This window comes from Bowmanella sp. JS7-9 (assembly GCF_004329715.1).
Taxonomy (GTDB): Bacteria; Pseudomonadota; Gammaproteobacteria; order Enterobacterales; family Alteromonadaceae; genus Pseudobowmanella; species Pseudobowmanella zhangzhouensis.
In genome coordinates this window covers 276978-298307 of the sequence record NZ_JXSY01000011.1, presented here as the reverse complement: position 1 = coordinate 298307, position 21330 = coordinate 276978, and the positions used below count along the sequence as shown (strand labels likewise).

Here is a 21330-nt window from a genome sequence, read left to right as displayed (position 1 = left end):
TACACTTAGAAGCAGAAGATGACAAATGAATCGAACAGCGAACACATGAAGTCCTTGTATATCAGCGGGCAATCCCAGCCAGTGTTTGAACAGAAAATGACAATTGCACCTGTTGCAACCAGTTTATCGTCATTAATTCAAAATGTTAAAACATCTTTTGGCACATATCTCAGGCAATAAAAAAAGGAACCCGGAGGTTCCTTTCTTGCTTTTCTAATTAGGATTTAGATTCGCTCGAAGATGGTCGCGATACCCTGTCCCAAACCGATACACATGGTCGCCAAACCCACTGTCTTGTCTTCCGACTCCATCAGGTTGATCAGTGTGGTTGAGATGCGCGAACCTGAGCATCCCAGCGGGTGACCCAGTGCAATCGCACCACCATTAAGATTCACTTTCTCGTCATAGACATCCATCCAGCCTAATTGCTTGATGCATGACAACGCCTGCGCGGCGAACGCTTCATTGAATTCTGCAATTTCAATATCGTCCATGGTCATGCCAGCGCGTTTCAGGGCTTTTTGTGTTGCCGGAACCGGACCAAAGCCCATAATCGCAGCATCACAACCGGCTACGCCCATTGCACGAATACGTGCCCGAGGTGTCAGACCCAATGCCTTGGCTTTGGCCGCTGACATCACCAGCATGGCCGATGCACCATCAGAAATCGCCGATGCCGTTCCTGCTGTTACGGTACCATTAACCGGGTCGAATACCGGGCGCAAGCCAGCCAACGTTTCTGGCGTCGTTTCCGGACGAATAACTTCATCAAAGTCGATTAGTTTCAGCACGCCATCGGCGTCATGACCCAGAATCGGAGCGATTTCGTTACCCCAGCGGCCTTCCAGGGTCGCTTTGTGCGCACGCTGGTGTGAACGGGCACCGAAAGCGTCCTGCATTTCACGGCTGATGCCATTTTGGCGGCCTAACAACTCCGCGGTCATACCCATATTACCGGATGCGCGGGCGGTGTATTTCGCCAATCCAGGGTGGAAGTCGATGTTGAAGTCCATCGGTACGTGGCCCATGTGCTCCACACCACCGATCATAAACACATCGCCCTGACCACTCATAATGCCCTGCGCAGCCTGATGCAGCGCCTGCATTGATGAACCGCACAGACGGTTCACTGTCACAGCCGCCACGGAGCGTGGGATCTTGGTCAGCAACTGCGCGTTACGGGCAATGTTGAAGCCCTGCTCTTTGGTTTGCTGTACACAACCCCAGATAATGTCTTCAATTTCACTTGGGTCCAGATTGGGATTGCGCTCCAGTAGCTGGGTCATCAAGTGGGCAGATAAGTCTTCGGCACGTACATTACGGAACACGCCACCTTTGGAGCGGCCCATCGGGGTACGAAGACAATCAACAATTACTACATCGTTTGGATTACTCATTTCGTTCGCTCCTTATTAACCAAAGTAAGACTTGCCGATGGCTGCCATCTCGCGCAGACCATCAGAGATCTGGTAGATAGGCCCCAGATGGGCATATTTGTCTGCTAACGCTACAAAGTTTTGCAGACCCATGGTTTCCATGTAACGGAAGATACCGCCACGGAAAGGAGGGAAACCTAATCCATACAGCAATGCCATATCCGCTTCTGCGGCGGATGCCACAATGCCTTCTTCCAGACAGCGCACCGCCTCGTTGGCCATTGGGATCATCAGACGAGCGATGATTTCTTCTTTGTCGAACGCTTTATGCTCAACCTTAATCAGGTCATAGGCTTCCTGCGCCGCGGTTTTGGTGGGTTTACCACGCTTATCCACGCCGAAGTTATAAAAACCTTTGCCATTTTTCTGACCCAGACGCTGCGCTTTATACAGAGCTTCAACCGGATCATTATCGATTTTTTGCAAACGCTCAGGAATACCTGCAGCCATCACGCCAGCAGCGTGATCGGCGGTATCCATACCCACCACATCCAGCAGGTAGGCCGGGCCCATTGGCCAGCCAAAGTCTTTCTCCATCACTTTGTCTACGGCAACGAAGTCAGCACCATCCAGTACCAGCTTGCTGAAACCGGCGAAGTAAGGGAATAACACGCGGTTTACCAGGAATCCCGGGCAATCATTAACCACAATCGGGGTCTTGCCCATTTTCAGGGTAAAGGCCACTACCGCAGCAATGGTTTCATCTGAGGTCTTTTCACCACGGATAATTTCCACCAGCGGCATACGATGTACCGGGTTAAAGAAGTGCATACCGCAGAAACGCTCCGGTTTTTGCAGGCTTGCCGCCAGTTGGTTGATTGAAATTGTGGAGGTGTTTGAACAGATAATCGCATCATCTGCCACATGCTGTTCGGTTTCAGCTAGCACGATACCTTTTACTTTTGGATTCTCAACCACCGCTTCGATAACGATATCCGCATCTTTAATCGCGCTGTATTCCAGGGTAGGTACGATGCTGTTCAGGGTTTTAGCCATTTTCGCCGCGTCGACTTTGCCACGCTGCATGCCTTTACCCAAAATCTTAGCGGCTTCAGTTAAGCCCAAGTCCAGTGCTGGTTGCGCGATGTCTTTCATCACAGTTGGCGTGCCAGTCACCGCCGACTGGTAAGCGATACCACCGCCCATAATGCCAGCCCCCAGAACCGCCGCCTGATTTACCTGTTTGGTGGCGGCTTTGGCCATTTTCTTGCCTTTGCCTTTCACCAGCTGATCAGCCATAAAGATACCGATTTGCGCTTTCGCGGCATCGGTCTTCGCCAGTTTAACGAAGCCTTCATTTTCCAGTTTCAGCGCGCCTTCACGATCCATCACTGAGGCAGCAGCCAGCGTGTCTACCATCACATGAGGTGCCGGATAATGTTTACCAGCCTGTGCCGCAACCATAGCTTTGGCCGTAGCGAAGCTCATCATGGATTCATTTTTGTTCAGTGACAGAGGGGATTTTTTCTGCGCGCGGCGTGCTTGCCAGTCGATCTTACCGTCAATGGCATCCTGTACCATCGACAGTGCCGCCGCCTGCAGTTTCTCAGGCGCTACCACTGCGTCGATAGCGCCGACTTTCAAAGCGGCATCCGGCTTATTATTTCTGCCGGTGCTCATCCACTCCATAGCGTTATCCGCACCAATCAAGCGAGGTAAACGTACGGTGCCACCGAAGCCAGGCATCAAACCTAATTTTACTTCTGGCAATCCAATTACTGCAGTGGTGTCCGCTACGCGCAGGTCACAGGCCAGGGTCATTTCACAACCGCCGCCCAGCGCGAAACCATTAATGGCACACACTGTCGGGAAAGGTAAATCTTCGAACTTGTCGAATGCCTGAGAGGTCTTCGCCACCCAGGTCAGAATTTCGTCATCCGGCATCGCAAACAGCGCGCCAAACTCGGTGATATCAGCACCAACAATAAACACACCCTTGGCAGAGCGTACTACGGCACCTTTGACGTTGCCGTTGTCGATCAGAGCCTGACAAACTTCTTCCAGCTCGCGGACCGTTTGCTGATCAAACTTGTTTACTGAACCTTCAGCATCAAACACAACGTCTGCAATGCCGTTTTCCAGTAACGCAGCATTGAGGCTTTTGCCTTGATAGATCATGCGTTTCTCCAACGTTATATCGTTTATTTAAGTAGGGATGGCTGCCAATTCTTGTCTAGGCGGCGGCAAATTTCAACAAGATTCAAACAATTGTTTAAAAAAACCGTTTGAATATTTACCTTGGATAATTTGCTGTTTACACATTGAACCAGCCAGACAGTCATTGGTCTCATTCACTTGCAACTACTGCGCTTTCCATTATCGTTGTTAATTCACCCTGCAGGAGTTTTTTTGACGTATGCCACTGCGTTCATTATTGCCGATTATGCTGTACTGTTTGTTTGCCTTACCCGCGCGAGCAGATATTGATGAACAACGTCAGGCATTTGAGCAGGCAATGGAGCTCAGTGCTTATCCTAACAGCCCCAAGCTACACAGCCTGCTGCTACAACTAAAGGACTACCCGCTAACCCCATATATTGAACAGGCCATCTTGTTAGACGCCCCTTACCTGGCCAACCGGGATCGTATTGACCGATTTTTAGCGACCTATGCCGATACACCACTAGCACCGCCCCTGCGTCAAAAGTGGCTGACCTATCTGAAGCGGCAAAAGCAAGACGCCCTGTTTTTAACCTACTTCAATCACAGCAGCGACACTGAATTATATTGTCATGCGCTCAATATCCGCTGGCAGCAAGGTGAGCAGGACACTGTTCTCGCGCTGGTAGATGAACTTTGGCTAACCGGCGATTCATTGCCCAAAAGTTGCGACCCGGTACTGACCCACTGGAAAAAAGCAGGGCGTCTTAACGAAACTCGTGTTTACGAGCGGCTGGTATTGGCTGCCGATGGCGGCAACCACACACTCATTCCTTATTTAAAAAAATCTCTGCCCGCAGACAAACAGTATCTGGCCGACCTTTGGTATGCCGTACGCCGTAGCCCCGACAAAGTCAGCAAAACCAGTCGTTTTCCAAATAAATATCCGGAGCAGGAAACCGAAATCCTGACCTATGGATTAACCAGACTGGCTTGGCGTGACCGGGATTTGGCCATCAAAAGCTGGCAACAACTGAAGGACAAGTTCCCGTTCACCGACGCGCAGCAACAGGAAATCTCTCAGCGTTTTGCCATTGCTCTGACGCTGGCCAATCACGACAAGGCTGGTGAGTGGTTAGCACGAGCCAACCAGGATTATTCGGATAGCGATATCCTGCATTGGCATCTGACCCATTTAATCCGCCAGCAGCAATGGTCGAAAGTTGTCGCGTTGTTAGAAGCCGCTGGCGCCCACCATCAGGAAGATTTATCCGCCAACTATTGGTTAGCGCGCAGCTATGAACTGCTCGATGCGCCGGAGCAGGCCACCGAGGGTTATCAGCAATTAGCCGCCAAGCGCCATTATTACGGTTTCCTTGCCAGTGGCCGCATCAACACCTCGCCGACCCTGGCCGATGCGCCGCTGCAGTACGATGCAACTCAACTGGCACAAATTGCCAATCTACCCGCCACCCAGCGAGCATACGAACTTCTGCAACTGGGGCGCTATACCCAGGCGCGGCGCGAATGGTTAACCATGCTCAATCGTCTCAACGAAGAGCAAAAAATTATGGCGGCGGTGATTGCCGATAGCTGGAACTGGCACGATCAGGCCATTCATACCTTTTCCAAAGCAGGTTATATGGATGATGTAAAACGCCGCTTTCCTTTGGCGTATAAAGAGCAATTACTCAGCTCCGCCGAGCAAAACCAGGTGGAACCGGCGTGGGCGTTTGCCATCGCAAGGCGGGAGAGTTCGTTTATGCAAGATGCCAACTCAGGCGTCGGCGCCCGCGGATTGATGCAGTTAATGCCAGGCACCGCCCGCTATATTGCTAAACAAAAAATCAGCCTTAGCAGCCTGTACGATCCGCAAACTAACGTGCAGTACGGCACGCAGTACATGAAATACCTGATGGATAAACTGGAAAATAATCAGGTGCTCGCCACAGCTGCATACAACGCGGGCTGGCGCCGGGTTAAGCAATGGTTACCTGAAGGCCAAACCATGCCAGCGGACATCTGGGTAGAAACCATCCCCTATAAAGAAACCCGCGAATATGTCAAAGCGGTGATGGCCTATAAACAAATTTACCTGCGGCTGCTGGGCAAAGACCAAAACCTGTTCAGTGAACTTGCCAATATGGAAATCCAGCCTGCTGACGACTAACCCCTGAGTATGCTACCGTAGCGCCACTTTTAGCGTTATGAGGTGGTTATGTCAGAATTCGCGCGGCTGTATCCAGCCCACATTCAGGAACTTCAACGTCGTACCCGTGAGGCATTGGCTCGCGAAGGTATCGATGCGCTGGTCATTCATTCCGGCCAGGCCAAGCGTAAATTTCTGGATGACAACGACTATCCCTTTGCGGTCAATCCGCAATTCAAAGCCTGGTTGCCGGTCATCGACAACCCCAATTGCTGGCTGGTAGTCAATGGCGAAGACAAGCCCAAACTGATCTTCTACCGCCCCAAAGACTTCTGGCACAAAGTACCGGATGAGCCCAATGATTTCTGGACCAGCGAGTTCGACATTCAGTTGTTGGCCAACGCCAAGGCGGTAGAAAAATACCTGCCTTACGATAAAGCCAAAGTGGCGTACATCGGTGAATATTACGAAGTTGCCCAGGCACTGGGCTTTAACCTGATGAACCCGGATCGGGTGATGCACTATCTGCATTACCAGCGCAGCTTTAAAACCGACTACGAGCTTGCCTGTATGCGCGAGGCCAGCCGCATTGCCGTCGACGGCCACCGTGCTGCCGAAGCGGCATTCCGTGCGGGCAAATCAGAGTTTGAAATTCATCTGGCCTACGTTGCAGCCACTGCTCAGGGTGAGAATGAACTCCCTTATGGCAGCATTGTCGCGCTTAATCAAAACAGCGCAATTTTGCACTATACCTCACTGGAAAAACGCGCCCCGCAACAGGTTCGCTCATTCCTCATCGATGCCGGTGCCCACTGCCACGGTTATGCAGCAGATATCACCCGCACCTACTGCGCCGATGAACACGAATTCAAAGACATGATTCTGGCGATGGATCAGGTCACGCTGGATTTGATCGATATGCTCAAACCGGGCATAAGCTATGTGGACGTGCACCTGAGCACCCATCAACGGGTTGCAGGCCTGCTCAACGCCTTCAATATCGTTAATCTGGATGCCGATGCCATTGTCGAGAGCGGAATCAGCCGCACCTTCTTCCCTCATGGGATTGGCCACCATCTTGGCTTGCAGGTGCACGATACCGGCGGGTTAATCAGCGATGATCGCGGCACACCTGCGCCAGCCCCGGCTGATCATCCCTTCCTGCGCAACACCCGTACCATTGAAGCCCGTCATGTGCTGACCATAGAGCCAGGGTTATATTTTATCGACAGTCTGCTGGCCGACTTACGCGCCACCGAGAACAGCAAATACATCAACTGGGATCGGGTCGATCATTTCAAACCTTACGGCGGTATCCGCATCGAGGATGATGTGATTGTGCACCGCGACCGCAACGAAAACATGACCCGGGATCTAGGTCTGTAAGAGTCGACAAACAAAAAAGGCGCCTACGGCGCCTTTTTTATTCGCTCAATTTGTTTATTTACTTTTTCTTCTGCGCGCTAAAGACAACAAACCCAGCGCGAAGATTGCTAACATTGAACCTTCGGGTACAGGATTAGAGGTGATAACCCGTGCAGAGGCGACACCATCCAGCCATTGGCTGTAATAGAAGCCACCGTAACCACAACCATCACATCCATTGAAAGGACTAGGATTAGCGAACAGATTTACGCTTGAATCCGGGAAGTTATTAAATACAGAGATGGTGAAGTAGTAAGTACCAGCGGTTAAGAACTGCTGAATGCCAGAATCAAAATAAGTTTGAGTGCTTGGACTAATTGATGAATTGTCATCATTGCCAGTAATGTAGGTGCCATCATTGGTCCACAATGAAGTAATCGGGTCAAAGTTTGCACCACTATCAAATGAATCTGTCCAGGCTGAGACCACTTGATCGCTTTCTACTACAAACTGCGTTACGACCACATCAGTATAACCTGTAATCATGCCCTCAAAATGCAGCAAACCCGCATTAGCCGTGCCACATAACGCCAGAGATAACATCGCTAAAAACTTTTTCATACACTAATTCCTTGTAAATCAACCAACTAATAAAACAACGATGTGCTTGTTAGCAGAATATATGCCAAAATTTGAATCGCTTATTTTTTAAGCGCTGCAACGCGATAGATGGGATGACCCAATAACAATATGTAAAAAAAGTTGACGGGATTTTCACTGTTTGAATCAGTCTCTTTGTACGCAATTGGCTCGTAACGTGTTACGTCCTTGATAGTGTTTTTTACAGAAAAAACACGAATTAATTGCCTGTCACAGCGAATCATTAAATTGTCCCAGAAAATAACTAACGGCATTCATGGGTGTCATGCATTCACTAACTCCGTTATGATTAAGCCGTTCCAGTAAACATTACCGCAGAGAAGTTCGCATGTTCAGAAGGTACCTGACCAGGCAGTACCAGAGTCTGTTAATCCTTATCCTGATTACCATGCTGGCTGTTTTCGCGGTGACCGGTTACGTCGCCATCAATAACATAGTGTCAGAGCAAAGCCGTATACAGCAGCGTTCTATTTCGCCGGTGTATTCATTAGTTAACCGCGAACTGCTTGAACCCCTGCATATCGCCACCACCTTTGCCGAAACCATTACCTTAGGGCCACTGTTGCAGGAACCGGTTAACCCGGACGACATCCTCACCCAATTGGCACGTATGCAGCAACGGCTGGATTTGACCTTTTTTGTTGCGCTGGAAAAACAGCGTAAACAATTGCTCTCCGACGGACGCCAATTCGACCTCATCGAAGGCAAAGTCTTCTGGTATTTTCAGGCACTGGAGTCGGATAAAACCATTCTGGCTGATTTAGGTCAGGTGGGGGACGTGCATCTGTATTTTGATGTGAAGATCTTCGACGACAATGGCGAGCTGCTGGGTATTGTGGGTGTCGGCAAGCGCATCAAATCGTTTGTTGAGTCGTTTGCACAGTACAAACAGCAATTTGGTCATGACTTCATGTTTGTGAATGAAACCAATCAGATCATTCTGACCTCCCTGCCCAATCTGCAGGTAACAGGTGAAATCATCCCAGAGCTGCAAAACCTGCCGGGCCTCAAAGATACCGGGTTGGATATCAATAATCTGGATAGCGAAATCATTAGCTTAAACGCCCATGATGTGCTGGTTTCGGAAATAGGTATTCCACAGCTTAACTGGCGACTACTGCTACTGACGCCGTTAGAATCCCGTCAGGCCAAACTAACCAAAACTTTTGCCATCAATGCCGCACTGGCGTCGTCGGGTATTATCGTACTGATCACCGCGATGTTTATGGGCTTTGTCGCATACAAGCGCCATCTGGAAAAAAGTGTCGAGATCGATGAACTGACCGGATTGGCTAATCGCCGTTATTTGCAGCGACGCTATCAGGAATTAAAGCACAGGGCTAAGTCCGTGTGCCTGGTGGTGGTTGACCTGGACCACTTCAAAAAAGTCAACGACACCTTTGGCCACAACGCCGGAGACAAAGTGTTACAGGAAACCGGAAAAATCCTCTCGGCCATGCTGCGCGCAGATGACACCGTGTGCCGCTGGGGCGGCGAAGAATTTGTAATGTTAATCCATGACCTGCCAGAAGATCGCTGTGTGTCGCTGATTGAACGCGCCCGCGAAGCATTGGCCGCCCAGTCTATCCAGTATGACGGGCGTGACATTAGCTTTACCGCCAGTTTCGGCTTCAGTATGGGCAAACCCACCGAGCAGCTATCCAAACTGCTGGCGAATGCGGATGTGGCATTGTATGAGTCGAAAAAACAAGGAAGGAATCAGGCCAGTCGCTATCGGGAATAATCGCGCTCACCTGGGCGCCTTGTGCGACAATTCAGTTGCCTGTTGGCAATGAGTCTGGATTTAACAGTACAGGCCTACAAACCACAACGCGGGAAACAAATCCTGACCATAAAGTGGGCGACTGTCCTTACGATTGATAAAAATTCCTTCGTCAAAACACATAAATTACTTCTCCAACAAAATTCTTACCTGAAATCGTCCCCCAAATACGGCTGTCGGCAGAATTATCTCTGTTGTCACCAAGAAAGAAGTAATGGTGTTCTGGGACCCTAATTGTGCTGTTCACATTATAAGGTCGTGAAGGGAGTCTTTGAATTAAATAGCTATTATCCTGAAAAGTCTCTCGAAATATTTTTTCGTTAGCCGATTCAGAGACAAGTTTTGACAATAGGGCATTTCCATTCACATAAATTATATCTTCTCTTATTTCGATAAGATCACCGGGCAATCCAATAACACGCTTAACATATGGATTTATCGACTTGGGAGGGTAAAAGACATAAATATGACCTCTTTGAACTAGCATCTCATCAGCCAGATCAGTGTTTACAACGTCAATTCCATACGTTGAATAACCACCAAACCCCCATTTCTTCACTATTAAATGATCTCCAACATTCAAAGTAGGACTCATCGATGATGCAGAAATATTAAAGGGCTCAAACAAAAAGGCTCTGAATAAGAAAATCGGAATAAAGTACGCGGCATAAATACAAGGTATAGCCCACCATCGCGTATACCAATTTCTTAGTTGGTTTGAATCGTAAGACTTTGTAATTTTGTACGCGTGTATAGGACAAATTACTATGAATAACCAACTTAGATATGTGTACTCAAATATGCTGTCTTTAACTAAATTACCGTGCAATAAATAGTCAAGAAACGTAACTACGATTGAAGCACAAAAATAACACCAAAATAATCTGGGTCTATTAACATAAAGGAAAACAAATGGCTGAAAAATGATGCCAACAATAATGGCTATCCATCCTTTAGGCTTCCAATGCATATTTTAACGTCCTCCTAATCTTTAACGAATTACATACGAAAAAGTTGTTCCTTGACTGGCTCAATGTATCTTCTAAAAAGCTTTTATATCAAGCATTTAGGGTCTAAAAAATCACGATAACGCCACTGAAATGGATTGACTAAGTTATGAACGTGGAGAACTGCAAAGTGCTAATTCTGCACATGCACAAAAAGCGCCCGTGGGCGCTTTGTTGACTCTGGCGACTTTATATTAGTTCGCAGGTGATTAAATATCCGTCTTCTGAATTTTCTTGTGGGTTTCGTTGATTAACATCAGCGCGGCAGAACTATAAAACTTGGTCAGTTCATAGTTGAACACACCTGCCGCCACGGCCGGATCGGTTTTCACCAGGGCTTCGGCTTCTTCAATGGTCGCGACGTTAAACACAAACAGTCCACGCTTAGGCGGCGACTCCATCAACGGGCCGGCCAGTACCAGTTTTCCTTCATCCGCCAGTCGCCCCATATTGGCAAAATGGCCGGCAAATACCTTGTTGCGCTCATCTTTATCGGTGAGGGTGGCGTCGTTCGGCCCAGTAACTAACGTAACCAGTACATAAGAACGCATGCCATATTGATCGGCACCTAATTTGTCGGCCAGTGCCGCATCAAACTCTTGCGGGTCGGCCCATGCAGGCGTGGTGACAATGGCAGCCAGCAGGCTGAGTAATATCCGTATCTTCATAAAAACTCGTTAAAAAGCAGATTGTTGCCAGATCCTAGCGGACTTTTTTCCGAACACCTAATTGGATCGGGTAGAGGGTTTGCGCCGACCTGCGCTCAGGGTATGCTGGTGAATAATGACCCAATAACAAACTGATAATGTCATGCGTGAATCACTTCCCCAGCCCTGGCTGGATGTCCTCATCGTCGGTGCCGGCATCTCTGGCATCGGTGCGGCTTATTACCTGCAAAAGTCCAATCCGCACAAAACCTATGCGATTTTAGAAGCCCGTGAGCACAGCGGTGGTACTTGGGCCTTATTTAAATATCCGGGCATTCGCAGTGATTCAGATTTACATACTTTCGGCTTTGCGTTTAAGGCCTGGACAGAAGATAAAGCCATTGCCGATGCTCCGTCGATCCTTAACTACCTGCGTAACACCGCCAACGAATACGGCATATCCGCGCACATCCGTTATCAGCACAAAGTCATTGCCGCCAACTGGCACAGCGACGGCGCCTATTGGCAGGTGACGGTGCAACAGGGCGATGGCACCCGGCAAACTCTGTATTGTCGCTGGCTGTTCTGTGCCGGTGGCTATTACAACTATGAGCAAGGTTTTCGCCCGCATTTTAGTGGCGAACAAGACTTTGCCGGTCAGTTAATTCACCCCCAGCACTGGCCGGATGATCTCGATTATCAGGGTAAAAAAGTAGTCGTGATTGGCAGTGGCGCTACGGCGGTTACGCTGGTGCCCGCTATGGCCAAAGAGGCGGCCCATGTGACTATGTTGCAGCGCACTCCCACCTACATTCTGCCGGTACCGGCCGAGGATAAAATTGCTAATCTGCTGCGGGCTATATTGCCCGCTGACTGGGCCTATGCTTTAACGCGGCGTAAAAATATCGCCAAGCAGCGTTATCTGTGGCGCTTTTGCATTCGTTTTCCCAACCTGGCCAAGCGCCTGATCCGCTGGGTAAACCGCAAGTCCCTGCCGGCGGGCTATGAAGTCGATAAACATTTCACCCCACCCTACAACCCCTGGGATCAGCGCCTGTGCGCCGTGCCGGACGGCGATTTGTACGAGGCGATCAACACCGCACGGGCGGATATCGTCACCGACCAAATTGAACGCATCACAGCCAACGGCATTTTACTTAAATCCGGTCAGCACCTGGATGCCGATATCATCGTCACCGCGACCGGCTTAAATATTCTGCCTTTTGGCGGCATTCAGCTGTCGGTGAACAACCAGCCTGTTGTGCTGAAAAACACCGTAGCGTTTCGCGGCATGATGCTGTCCGACGTGCCTAATTTTGCCTTTGCCGTCGGTTATACCAACGCATCCTGGACCCTGAAAGTTGACCTGTTAAGTCAGCATTTTTGCCGGATTTTGCAGTATATGGATGAGCACGACTACGCGGTGTACCTGGCCAAAGTCAGTGATCCGGCGATGCCAACCCGGCCGCTTTTGGATTTTGACGCCGGCTATATAAAGCGTGCACTGGATGAGTTACCGCGCCAGGGGCCAGCCCGCCCCTGGGTGATGTCGATGGATTATTTCGAAGACGTTAAAATACTTAAAAAGGATGCGGTCACCGATCCCGAGCTGCACTTTTATCCGCTCACGACCAATAAAGGACAAGCCGCGTGAATTTTAGCGATGCCACCCTCGAGCAATTCTGTACCACGCCAGCCAACGTGCGTTTGTGTTACCGCACCGCCGGTGACGTGAATAACCCCACGGTTTTACTGGTGCTTGGCCTGGGCCTGCAATTGATTTACTGGCCACAAGGTTTGATTGATAACCTGGTTGAACAGGGCTACCACGTGGTGTGGTTTGATAATCGCGATGTGGGGCAAAGCAGCCACTTAACCACGCCAACGCCCGGCGTGCTGGACTTACTGCTGCGCCGCAAGCTAGATGGTGCCTATGATCTTTCTGATATGGCAGCCGACAGCATCGCCTTATTGGATCATCTGCGCATCCAACAGGCCCATTGGGTGGGCATGTCTATGGGTGGCATGATCGCGCAAACCGCTGCAGCACTTTACCCTGAGCGCTGCCTGAGCCTGACCTCAATATTCTCCACCACCGGGGCGCGTACCGTTGGGCAACCGGCGTTTTCCACCATGTGGAAACTGATTCAGCCCGGAGCCAAAACCAAGCAGCAGGCTATCAGTAAGTATCTCGACATGGCGCGGCATATTTCCGATAGCGGCTTCCCGATGGATGAAGACATCGCCATCGCCTACGCAGCCCTCGCCTGGGAGCGGGGCGCAATGGCGGATGAGAGCAAAGGCACTGCCCGTCAGGTGGCGGCAATCATAAAATCCGGTAACCGCACCCGCTTAATTCAGCAGGTACGTGTGCCCACGCTGGTCATCCACGGCGATAAAGATCCGATTGTACATCCCAGCGGCGGGCTGGCTACTGCCAAAGCCATCATTAACGCTCAGCATCGCAGCATTAAGGGCATGGGACACTACATCAGTGAAGCCCTGGCACCAGACCTAACTCAGATCATCCACCAACACGTACAATCTGCCAGACTAAGCACCTTAGGGAATGACCGATGAATCATACGATATTGGCCAGTAGCGGCTTGTTTATCAGTTGCTGTCTGGCACTGACCTTTTTCACCGGTCCTTGGCTGAACTGGATGCTGCCGGGCAACATACCGCTTGGCAACCTGGTTGCCATTCTGGCCTATCTCAGTGGTGCATGGTTGAGTCGTTTACTTGCGCCAGCACGGGGCGTGTTAGCCGTATTATCGATACTGGCTGTAATTGCAGCACTGAGTTGGTTTCCACTGGGTGTATGGCTGGCGGGCAATCTACAGCTTAACTTTATTGCCGCCCCTGAACGCGCCAGGTGGTTTGTGCAATTAAGCCTGGTCTTAGCCGCTTATATCCTCACGGTGCTGCTCGCCACGCTTATTCTGCGCGGATATCGCCGCCGTTCAGTCGTTGACTCAGCAACCAGCTGAGAAGATCGGGTTCGGCAAAGGCATTGTGCCAGCTATCGTGGCCAGTGTCGGGGTACAACGTCAGACTCACATCCATCCCGCGCGCCCGCATGGCGGCGTACAGATCGCGGGAAAACTGCGGGATCACTACCCGATCCTGCTCACCGTGATACAACCTAATCGGCAGGCTCTGACGGTAAAGGTTGACGATATCGGTGCGTGCACCACCGCAAATGGCGATAGCCGCCGCAAAGGTATGCGGACGACGGGCCACAATCTCCAGCGTGCCCATGCCCCCCATAGATAAACCCATTACGTAAACCCGGGTAGGATCCACATCCTTACGGCTAATCATACTGTCGACCAGCGTCAACAGCCCGGTCATCGCAGGTGTGGGTGTCAGCGGATGTTGGCCGTCATATAAATATTCAAATTCAAAGGGGTCGCTTTGGCGGTTGATATTGGCATTTACCCAGTAATCATCGGTGCGTACCTGTGGGAACACCACAATCGCCTGAGCGTCCGCGCGATGTTGCACAAACAGACCCGCGCCGTGGGTAAGCTGAGCCTGATTATCCTCGCCCCGCTCACCGGCGCCATGCAGAAAAAAAATCAGCGGATAACGCTTTTCAGGCTGGTAGTCCTGTGGATACAGCACACGATAATCAATCGACTCGCCCTGATGGGCGGCAAATAGATCCAGCCAAGGGGGCTGTTGCGCATAAGACGACATGTTCACCCCCCCTATTAATAAGGCCAGGATCCAACGCACCCGCTTCATTAGCGCCGCATCGGTTGCATGCTGCGGTAGCTCAGGCTGCGCCATGCCCATTCAAACGGACCATAACGGAAAGACTTCAGCCATACATGCGACCAGATAATTTGCACCACCCAGATAGTCGCAACCACGATCCACAGTTCGGCGCGAGTCATGCTGTTATACCAGCCCAGACCCCAGCCGTAGAATAGGAACGCACCGATAATGCTTTGTGTCAGGTAGTTGGTAAATGCCATACGTCCGACCGGGATCAACGTGCGGGCAATCACATGACGCTGCTTAACCAGTAACATCATCCCACACAGGTAGCCCCAGGCAGTGATTAGCGCGGCCCAATAGTTATATTGTCCACCGGTGGCATAAACGACTTTCAGATCAAAATCACTGGCAATCATGCCCATCGCGCCCTGATAACTGATAAACCAGCCAAGGGCGATAAACACGAGGGCATTAACCAGATAAAAACCGGCAGAACGCGCCGCTGTCAGTACGCCGGATTTGTACAACGCCATACCCAGCAACATAATGCCGCCCATGCGGAAAATCGAGAACACCACAAAGCCGATCTGATACTGGAAGGTGGTTTCTACCCTAAGTGGCGTTTGCTCCCACCAGCTGCCTAATTGCATATGCGCTTCGTCCGCCAGTTGTTGTGCGTCCGGCGCCATCATGCGCTGAATATCCGCCATTTGCTCCGGGGTCATATGCTCCCAGCCAAGGCCCATCAACATCATCAATAACGCCAGCAAGCCATTGGCAATCAGGCCGATGGCAATCAGGTTGAACACGGTGAGGTTGCGCAGCAGATAGACCAGCATGCCGCATACCGAATAAACGAACAGAATGTCGCCGGACCACAACACATAACCATGCAGCAGACCAAACATCATCAACCAGAACATACGGCGGTAATGCAGCCCGGTTGGCGAAGTTTCGTTACGCGAGGCGCGTTCGGCCATCATGGCAATCCCGGCACCAAATAATGCAGAAAACAACGCATAGAATTTTTCAGCAAAGATGGCGTAGTTGGCAATCCAAAGAGATTGGCTGGTCGCGTCCATTGCCCCGTTAGCCACCGGATTCATATACACCGCCTGCGGCATGGCAAAAAACACGATATTCATGGCGAGGATCCCCAGCACGGCCAGGCCGCGCAGGGCATCGAGCGACTCAATGCGCTCATTTAATTGGGTACTTAACTGCATGCTACTTCCCTGTTGGATTTTCAGACAGGGAACAGCTTACGCACTACTGCGGCTCTAGAAAACCAGTATTAACAATTGGTTACGTTTGGACGTTATTCACCCTGTCGCTGATCGTAACCCCAGCGTTGCATGATGCTTTGTTCGATACCCAGATGATCGAGAATCCGCGCCACCACAAAATCCACCAGATCGGCGATGGATTGGGGATTGTGGTAAAAGCCCGGTGCGGCTGGCATCACAGTCACGCCATTTTGTGACAGGGTCAGCATATTTTGCAGGTGGATGGTCGACAATGGCATCTCGCGCGGCACCACAATCAACTGGCCTTTTTCCTTGATAACCACATCGGCGGCGCGTTCCAGTAAGTTATCACTGGCACCACAGGCAATCGCCGACAGAGTGCCGGTCGAACACGGGCAAATCACCATCTGCTTTGGCGCAGCCGAGCCAGAGGCCACCGGCGAAAACCACTCGTCTTTGCCACATACACGTAACTGCCCGGGTTTCGCTGCATACAGTTGGCTGAGTTGCTCGGTAGCCTGTTCAGGATTGGCCGCCAGCTTCAGATCCTGCTCGGTCGCCAGCACCACCCGCGCTGCCGATGACACCAATAAAAACACCTGGTAATCCGCCTTGAGCAGGATTTCTAACAGACGCAACCCGTAAGGCGCGCCAGACGCGCCACTAAACGCCAGCGTGATTTGTTTAGCCAAATTTCACCTCTAATTGTTCCAGCAGTTGCTGATGGATCCCGCCGAAGCCACCGTTACTCATCACCAAAATACTATCGCCCGGTTGCGCTTCGGCCACCACAGCGCGCGCCAATTGGGCGACATCATCACTGATCTGCACCGGCACTTCACTCTGCCCGGCGACCGATTGCATCGACCAGTCCAGTCCTGACGGTTCAAATACAAACGCCATATTCGCTTGCTGCCAGCTAGGTGCCAGCAGGTGCTTCAGCGAGCCTTGCTTCATGGTATTCGAGCGCGGTTCCAGCACCGCCAGAATGCGCTGGTGACCGACCCGCGCGCGCAACCCGGCCAGCGTGGTTTCAATCGCCGTGGGATGATGAGCAAAATCATCGTATACGGTGATACCGGCCACCACACCACGTATCTCCATCCGCCGCTTGGCATTAATAAACTGTCCCAACGCCTCACAGGCAAGATCCGGTTTAACCCCGGCATGGCGCGCCGCTGCAACTGCCATCACCGCATTATGCATATTGTGCGCGCCGATCAATTGCCAGCGCACCTTGCCGACCACCTCGCCATGCAGGCACACCTCAAACTCACTGCCATCGGCGTTGTGTCGCCCCAGCGACCATTGCTGGCCAAGCTGCTCCTGCTCAGACCAACAGCCTTTGCCGAGGGTCTCTTCGATAGCTGCTACACCGGCCGGGCTCAGGATACGGCCATTACCGGGTACCATACGCACCAGGTGATGGAACTGGGTCTGTATCGCAGCTAAATCAGCAAAAATATCCGCGTGATCGAACTCCAGATTATTGATAATCAGCGTGCGCGGGCGGTAATGGACAAACTTACTGCGCTTATCGAAAAACGCCGTGTCGTATTCATCCGCCTCGATAACAAAAAACGGCGCCGCACCTAACCGCGCGGATAAACCAAAATTCTGCGCTATACCACCGATCAAAAACCCCGGCTGCAAGCCGGCATAGTCGAGGATCCAGGCCAGCATACCGGATGTGGTGGTTTTGCCATGGGTGCCGGCAGCAGCCAGTACCCAGCGATCTTTCAGCAGATTATCCTGCAGCCACTGGGGGCCACTGGTGTAGGGCAAATTACGGTTCAGCACATACTCCACCGCCGGATTCCCGCGGCTCATGGCGTTGCCAATAATGACTAAATCCGGTTCCTCGGCAAACTGAACTTCGTCAAAGCCCTGATAAAGACTGATGCCCAGTGCTTCCAGTTGGGTACTCATGGGGGGATAAACATTGGCATCACTACCGGTAACCTTATGACCCAGCGCCTGCGCCAGTGCGGCGATGCCGCCCATAAAGGTGCCACAAATGCCCAGAATATGTATGTGCATAATTTCACAGCAAATATTTCGTTGCCGCTAAGCCTACCAGAATTGCAAAAGTTTACATCTTACAGTGTGGCGAAAGCAGATTGTGGATGGTTCGAGCGGCGAAATTAAGTACAATCGGCGTGTGGACTCAGAATAAGAAGGTTAAAGCCTGCGGTTCACTGACCCTACACCCAAAAAATCAAAGGTTTGATAACAATATGAAACGACTCAACTCGCAATTGCAGGCCGACGGTTGTCCGTTAGAGCTGATCCTGCTGATTCGCACTTTGCTTGCAGCCTGTAAGGAAATTTCCTTCCGGGTCAGTCAGGGTGCGCTGGCCGGTGTGCTGGGCTCAACCCTGAGTGAAAACGTACAGGGCGAAACCCAGAAAAAACTGGATGTGATCTCTAACCGCATCATCCTCGATACATTGCGTGAATCGGGCTACGTCAAAGCCATTTCATCGGAAGAAGAAGAGAAAGTCGTTGGTTGTAATCCGGAAGGTAAGTATCTGGTCAGCTTCGACCCACTGGATGGCTCGTCAAATACCGAAATCAACAGCTTAATCGGCACGATTTTCTCCATTTCCCATGCACCGCAGTGGATGGATGCGGACGATCCTGCCGCGTTTCTGCAACCGGGCAGTCAGCAAGTCGCTGCCGGCTATGTCCTGTATGGCCCATCCACTATGCTGGCCATGACCACCGGCCGCGGTACGCACTTGTATACCCTGGATAAAACCCACGGCGGCTTCCTGGTCACTCAGGCCAATATTCAGGTACCACAGGACACTGCCGAGTTCGCCATCAACAGTTCGAACCAGCGTCATTGGCAGGAGCCAATGCAACGTTACGTGGCGGATTTGCTCGCAGGTACCGAAGGCCCGCGTGGCAAGGATTACAATATGCGTTGGGTGGCGGCCATGGTGGGTGATATTCACCGCGTGTTATGTCGTGGCGGTATCTTTGCCTATCCGTTTGATAAGCGTAATCCCAAAACCCCTGGCAAATTACGCCTGCTATACGAAGCCAACCCCATGGCATTTCTGATGGAACAGGCCGGCGGTTTGGCCAGTACCGGCAATGGCCGCATCATGGAAATCATGCCGCAAGAAATCCACCAGCGCGTACCAGTGATTCTCGGTTCCAAAAACGAGGTGGAAGCCTGCCTCGAGTACTACAAATAAATTGCTGAATAAAAGCCACCCTCGGGTGGCTTTTTTGTCAGGACTTATCCAGCCGGCTGAGTAACTGCTGCATAAAGGTATCTGCAGCAATTTCGGCCGTCTCGTGCAGGCCCTCTGCGGCTGTATCGGCCATCTCATAAGTGATCGCGGGCACCTGATATTGGCTGTAAAACCAGGTTTTTGAAGTAGGGCTGGTTGGGTTATGCCCCGGTGCCAGCACTAAATCCAATGGGATATTGGCGTGCTGCATAGCCTGTAACCATTGCTCGGCGAACTCTGGCAGCAGCGATGGTTGATCCTGTTTTTGCACATACAACACATTACGCTGAGTGGAGTGGAAATCCAGCATCGCAACCAGTTGCTTGTCTTTGAGGTAGTTGTGAATAAAGGCATGTGAACCACGCGTTTCCGGCTGGGTAAACGGCCCCCAATCGCGGTTCAAATCAACGCCATTCATATTATGCCGCCAATAGCCGTGTTCGACGCCGTCGGGGTTAAGATTCGGCAGCATCAGCAGTGAGAATCGCTCGCGAAAGCGCTTTGCCAGCGCAGTAGCACCATTTAATCGCAGTAAAAACGACTGCATCGCGAAGGCCCCGGTGACTTCCGGCGGATGTGCTCGTCCCAGCAACAGCACGACTTGCTTCCCTTCAGTGGCGCGACTTTCAAGTAACCTAATCGGTCGGTTTTCCACGGAGTGGGCAACCACATGGGGAATCAAACCCGGATTGCTCTGTTGCAGTTGATTACGCCAGCTTTGGTAGACCTCGTTGGTCACTAAAGGCTGTGCGCTGAGGGTATATTCCCCCTGCTCCAGTGATAAATGAATAACCGCCTGACTACCATCCTCATTGACGACAACCTGCTCTGCTTGCAGATACACAGGCTTTACGTCACCTATTTTGCTGACTTTGGGGATATAACGGTGCTTACCAAACTGATATTCGAGGCTAATCGTTACCTTTCCGGGTTCTGCCACGGATAACGCCATGGCATACCAAGGGCTGGGATTAATCGGGGTATTTTCCGGTGCTACTCCGACAACAAAGTCATACTCACTTTTCACCGCACAACTGGCAATATTGCCACCGGCAAAATCATCTGTGATATGTACTTTGCCGCTTTCGCACTCCGTTGCCCAACTCCACTGACTGGCTAACAGCAGACCAGCCATCAACCCCGCACGTCTGATCATTTTGCCTCACCATAAAACTGCGTATAGGTTTGCCATGCCTGGCGTTGCAGTGTTTCTGCCGTAGATTTATCAAGGCCGGCGGTATAGGCCAAACCCAGCGGTGATTGCTGATAGAAGGTCGCATAGAACATGCATGCCGCCAGATAAGTGCCAGCCAGCGATGGATGTTTAATCGTTGCATCATAGATAGTATTGCCGGCCTCATCGAAACCACTGACATCCGGGCTATATAGATTTATCTCTGGATGCTGGCGCGCAATCTGCGCAAACGCCAACCCGACCGGTACGACCAATGCGCTCTGGGCATTCCCTAGCTGCACATAGTTATCGGCCAGCATTTGTGCCATCTCTGGCTGCCCTGCGTATCCCCAGGTCATAAACAGTACAGGCGTGGCTTTATGCTGTCGCACTTGCTTAATTAACTCATTAGCGGCACGGATAAAGCCAGCCTGACGTTTTGGTTCAACCGGCTCAGAGGAATGGCCCTGAATCACCACGACATCCCACTCACGACCAGTCGGTTGTTTGATCAAACTGCTAAACCCGTCCACATGTTCAGCCAATCGGCCGCCAGAAAGCGTTTTCAAACGGTAGCGATTGGTGCCGGTTTGCCATTTTCCTGCAGCTTTTATCAGGCTCGACACATGGTTGTGTAACCCGTTATTGAAATAACTAAAGCTGTTGCCAACAAACAGCACGCGTTGTGGCGTGGTCTGCGGTGCTTGCTGCGCCGCGTCGTCCGCCGCCGCAGCGTGAAACGTGACAAAGGCAAAGCCGATGAAAATAAGACGTCGAATTAACATAAAGAA

At 51.2% G+C, this 21330-nt stretch carries 18 protein-coding genes; 7 read left to right on the top strand and 11 right to left on the bottom strand.

The genetic code is table 11. From position 1 onward, the window contains the following. Window positions 1-224: 224 nt before the first annotated feature. Window positions 225-1397, bottom strand: a complete 1173-nt coding sequence (gene fadA, locus TK45_RS06785) for an acetyl-CoA C-acyltransferase FadA (protein ID WP_131257887.1) — start codon at window positions 1395-1397, stop codon at window positions 225-227. Between the two features lie 15 nt (window positions 1398-1412). Then, window positions 1413-3554, bottom strand: coding sequence for a fatty acid oxidation complex subunit alpha FadB (gene fadB, locus TK45_RS06780; protein ID WP_131257886.1), 2142 nt, complete (start codon window positions 3552-3554; stop codon window positions 1413-1415). 238 nt (window positions 3555-3792) lie between these two features. On the opposite strand from fadB, the gene TK45_RS06775 reads away from it, so the two are divergent. Both TK45_RS06775 and pepQ read left to right on the top strand, forming a co-directional pair. Continuing rightward, window positions 3793-5706 (top strand): transglycosylase SLT domain-containing protein, encoded by a 1914-nt coding sequence (locus TK45_RS06775; protein ID WP_131257885.1) that lies wholly within the window; start codon window positions 3793-3795, stop codon window positions 5704-5706. Window positions 5707-5754: 48 nt separating this feature from the next. Next, the gene (gene pepQ / locus TK45_RS06770; RefSeq protein WP_131257884.1) at window positions 5755-7071 is read left to right on the top strand and encodes a Xaa-Pro dipeptidase; all 1317 of its coding nucleotides are present in this window, start codon (window positions 5755-5757) and stop codon (window positions 7069-7071) included. A gap of 54 nt (window positions 7072-7125) precedes the next feature. On the opposite strand, the gene TK45_RS06765 is transcribed toward pepQ, so the two are convergent. After that, complete coding sequence (locus TK45_RS06765) at window positions 7126-7671, bottom strand: DVUA0089 family protein (RefSeq protein WP_131257883.1); 546 nt, start codon at window positions 7669-7671, stop codon at window positions 7126-7128. Between the two features lie 367 nt (window positions 7672-8038). Between TK45_RS06765 and TK45_RS06760 the strand changes: the two genes are divergently transcribed. After that, the gene (locus TK45_RS06760) at window positions 8039-9454 is read left to right on the top strand and encodes a sensor domain-containing diguanylate cyclase (protein ID WP_131257882.1); all 1416 of its coding nucleotides are present in this window, start codon (window positions 8039-8041) and stop codon (window positions 9452-9454) included. A 151-nt stretch (window positions 9455-9605) separates the two neighbouring features. Here the strand turns inward: TK45_RS06760 and lepB are convergent, their stop codons facing one another. Together lepB and TK45_RS06750 are read right to left on the bottom strand one after the other, a co-directional pair. Continuing rightward, window positions 9606-10463 (bottom strand): signal peptidase I, encoded by an 858-nt coding sequence (lepB, locus tag TK45_RS16340; RefSeq protein WP_131257881.1) that lies wholly within the window; start codon window positions 10461-10463, stop codon window positions 9606-9608. A gap of 246 nt (window positions 10464-10709) precedes the next feature. Further along, entirely contained in the window at window positions 10710-11168 is a 459-nt protein-coding gene (locus TK45_RS06750; protein WP_131257880.1) for a YciI family protein, read from the bottom strand. Between the two features lie 142 nt (window positions 11169-11310). On the opposite strand from TK45_RS06750, the gene TK45_RS06745 reads away from it, so the two are divergent. From TK45_RS06745 to TK45_RS06735, 3 genes are read left to right on the top strand one after another with little or no spacing between them, the layout of a single operon-like run. Further along, window positions 11311-12801: an NAD(P)/FAD-dependent oxidoreductase gene (locus TK45_RS06745; RefSeq protein ID WP_131257879.1), complete on the top strand. Its 1491-nt coding sequence runs from the start codon at window positions 11311-11313 to the stop codon at window positions 12799-12801. Further along, complete coding sequence (locus TK45_RS06740; RefSeq protein WP_131257878.1) at window positions 12798-13727, top strand: alpha/beta fold hydrolase; 930 nt, start codon at window positions 12798-12800, stop codon at window positions 13725-13727. Before TK45_RS06745 ends, TK45_RS06740 begins: the two co-directional genes overlap by 4 nt. Next, window positions 13724-14137, top strand: a complete 414-nt coding sequence (locus tag TK45_RS06735) for a hypothetical protein (protein WP_131257877.1) — start codon at window positions 13724-13726, stop codon at window positions 14135-14137. Before TK45_RS06740 ends, TK45_RS06735 begins: the two co-directional genes overlap by 4 nt. Here the strand turns inward: TK45_RS06735 and TK45_RS06730 are convergent. The 4 genes from TK45_RS06730 to mpl all read right to left on the bottom strand — a co-directional run bounded on the left by TK45_RS06730 (window position 14085) and on the right by mpl (window position 18160). Beyond that, window positions 14085-14942 (bottom strand): prolyl oligopeptidase family serine peptidase, encoded by an 858-nt coding sequence (locus tag TK45_RS06730; RefSeq protein WP_165490724.1) that lies wholly within the window; start codon window positions 14940-14942, stop codon window positions 14085-14087. The two genes, TK45_RS06735 and TK45_RS06730, sit on opposite strands and share 53 nt — an antisense overlap. Then, the gene (locus tag TK45_RS06725) at window positions 14897-16099 is read right to left on the bottom strand and encodes a DUF418 domain-containing protein (protein WP_131257875.1); all 1203 of its coding nucleotides are present in this window, start codon (window positions 16097-16099) and stop codon (window positions 14897-14899) included. The genes TK45_RS06730 and TK45_RS06725 overlap by 46 nt, the downstream gene beginning before the upstream one ends. Before the next feature lie 92 nt (window positions 16100-16191). Then, the gene (locus TK45_RS06720) at window positions 16192-16812 is read right to left on the bottom strand and encodes a flavin prenyltransferase UbiX (protein WP_131257874.1); all 621 of its coding nucleotides are present in this window, start codon (window positions 16810-16812) and stop codon (window positions 16192-16194) included. Next, complete coding sequence (mpl, locus tag TK45_RS06715) at window positions 16805-18160, bottom strand: UDP-N-acetylmuramate:L-alanyl-gamma-D-glutamyl-meso-diaminopimelate ligase (protein ID WP_131257873.1); 1356 nt, start codon at window positions 18158-18160, stop codon at window positions 16805-16807. The genes TK45_RS06720 and mpl overlap by 8 nt, the downstream gene beginning before the upstream one ends. Window positions 18161-18357: 197 nt before the next feature. Between mpl and TK45_RS06710 the strand changes: the two genes are divergently transcribed. Continuing rightward, window positions 18358-19326, top strand: coding sequence for a class 1 fructose-bisphosphatase (locus TK45_RS06710; RefSeq protein WP_131257872.1), 969 nt, complete (start codon window positions 18358-18360; stop codon window positions 19324-19326). Between the two features lie 37 nt (window positions 19327-19363). Here TK45_RS06710 and TK45_RS06705 read toward each other — a convergent pair whose 3' ends face one another. Together TK45_RS06705 and TK45_RS06700 are read right to left on the bottom strand one after the other, a co-directional pair. Then, window positions 19364-20521 carry a M14 family metallopeptidase gene (locus tag TK45_RS06705; RefSeq protein WP_131257871.1) on the bottom strand — a complete coding sequence of 386 codons (1158 nt, stop codon included), beginning with the start codon at window positions 20519-20521 and terminating at the stop codon, window positions 19364-19366. Beyond that, window positions 20518-21324 (bottom strand): DUF4886 domain-containing protein, encoded by an 807-nt coding sequence (locus tag TK45_RS06700; RefSeq protein ID WP_131257870.1) that lies wholly within the window; start codon window positions 21322-21324, stop codon window positions 20518-20520. The genes TK45_RS06705 and TK45_RS06700 overlap by 4 nt, the downstream gene beginning before the upstream one ends. Window positions 21325-21330 lie beyond the last annotated feature (6 nt).

Bases quoted from the DNA above. Each gene is read 5' to 3' on its own strand.
- fadA (WP_131257887.1), bottom strand. From the start codon at position 1,397: ATGAGTAATCCAAACGATGTAGTAATTGTTGATTGTCTTCGTACCCCG.
- fadB (WP_131257886.1), bottom strand. From the start codon at position 3,554: ATGATCTATCAAGGCAAAAGCCTCAATGCTGCGTTACTGGAAAACGGC.
- TK45_RS06735 (WP_131257877.1), top strand. From the start codon at position 13,724: ATGAATCATACGATATTGGCCAGTAGCGGCTTGTTTATCAGTTGCTGT.
- TK45_RS06760 (WP_131257882.1), top strand. From the start codon at position 8,039: ATGTTCAGAAGGTACCTGACCAGGCAGTACCAGAGTCTGTTAATCCTT.
- TK45_RS06765 (WP_131257883.1), bottom strand. From the start codon at position 7,671: ATGAAAAAGTTTTTAGCGATGTTATCTCTGGCGTTATGTGGCACGGCT.
- mpl (WP_131257873.1), bottom strand. From the start codon at position 18,160: ATGCACATACATATTCTGGGCATTTGTGGCACCTTTATGGGCGGCATC.
- TK45_RS06775 (WP_131257885.1), top strand. From the start codon at position 3,793: ATGCCACTGCGTTCATTATTGCCGATTATGCTGTACTGTTTGTTTGCC.
- TK45_RS06705 (WP_131257871.1), bottom strand. From the start codon at position 20,521: ATGATCAGACGTGCGGGGTTGATGGCTGGTCTGCTGTTAGCCAGTCAG.
- TK45_RS06725 (WP_131257875.1), bottom strand. From the start codon at position 16,099: ATGCAGTTAAGTACCCAATTAAATGAGCGCATTGAGTCGCTCGATGCC.
- TK45_RS06745 (WP_131257879.1), top strand. From the start codon at position 11,311: ATGCGTGAATCACTTCCCCAGCCCTGGCTGGATGTCCTCATCGTCGGT.
- TK45_RS06750 (WP_131257880.1), bottom strand. From the start codon at position 11,168: ATGAAGATACGGATATTACTCAGCCTGCTGGCTGCCATTGTCACCACG.
- TK45_RS06700 (WP_131257870.1), bottom strand. From the start codon at position 21,324: ATGTTAATTCGACGTCTTATTTTCATCGGCTTTGCCTTTGTCACGTTT.
- lepB (WP_131257881.1), bottom strand. From the start codon at position 10,463: ATGCATTGGAAGCCTAAAGGATGGATAGCCATTATTGTTGGCATCATT.
- TK45_RS06730 (WP_165490724.1), bottom strand. From the start codon at position 14,942: ATGGCGCAGCCTGAGCTACCGCAGCATGCAACCGATGCGGCGCTAATG.
- pepQ (WP_131257884.1), top strand. From the start codon at position 5,755: ATGTCAGAATTCGCGCGGCTGTATCCAGCCCACATTCAGGAACTTCAA.
- TK45_RS06710 (WP_131257872.1), top strand. From the start codon at position 18,358: ATGAAACGACTCAACTCGCAATTGCAGGCCGACGGTTGTCCGTTAGAG.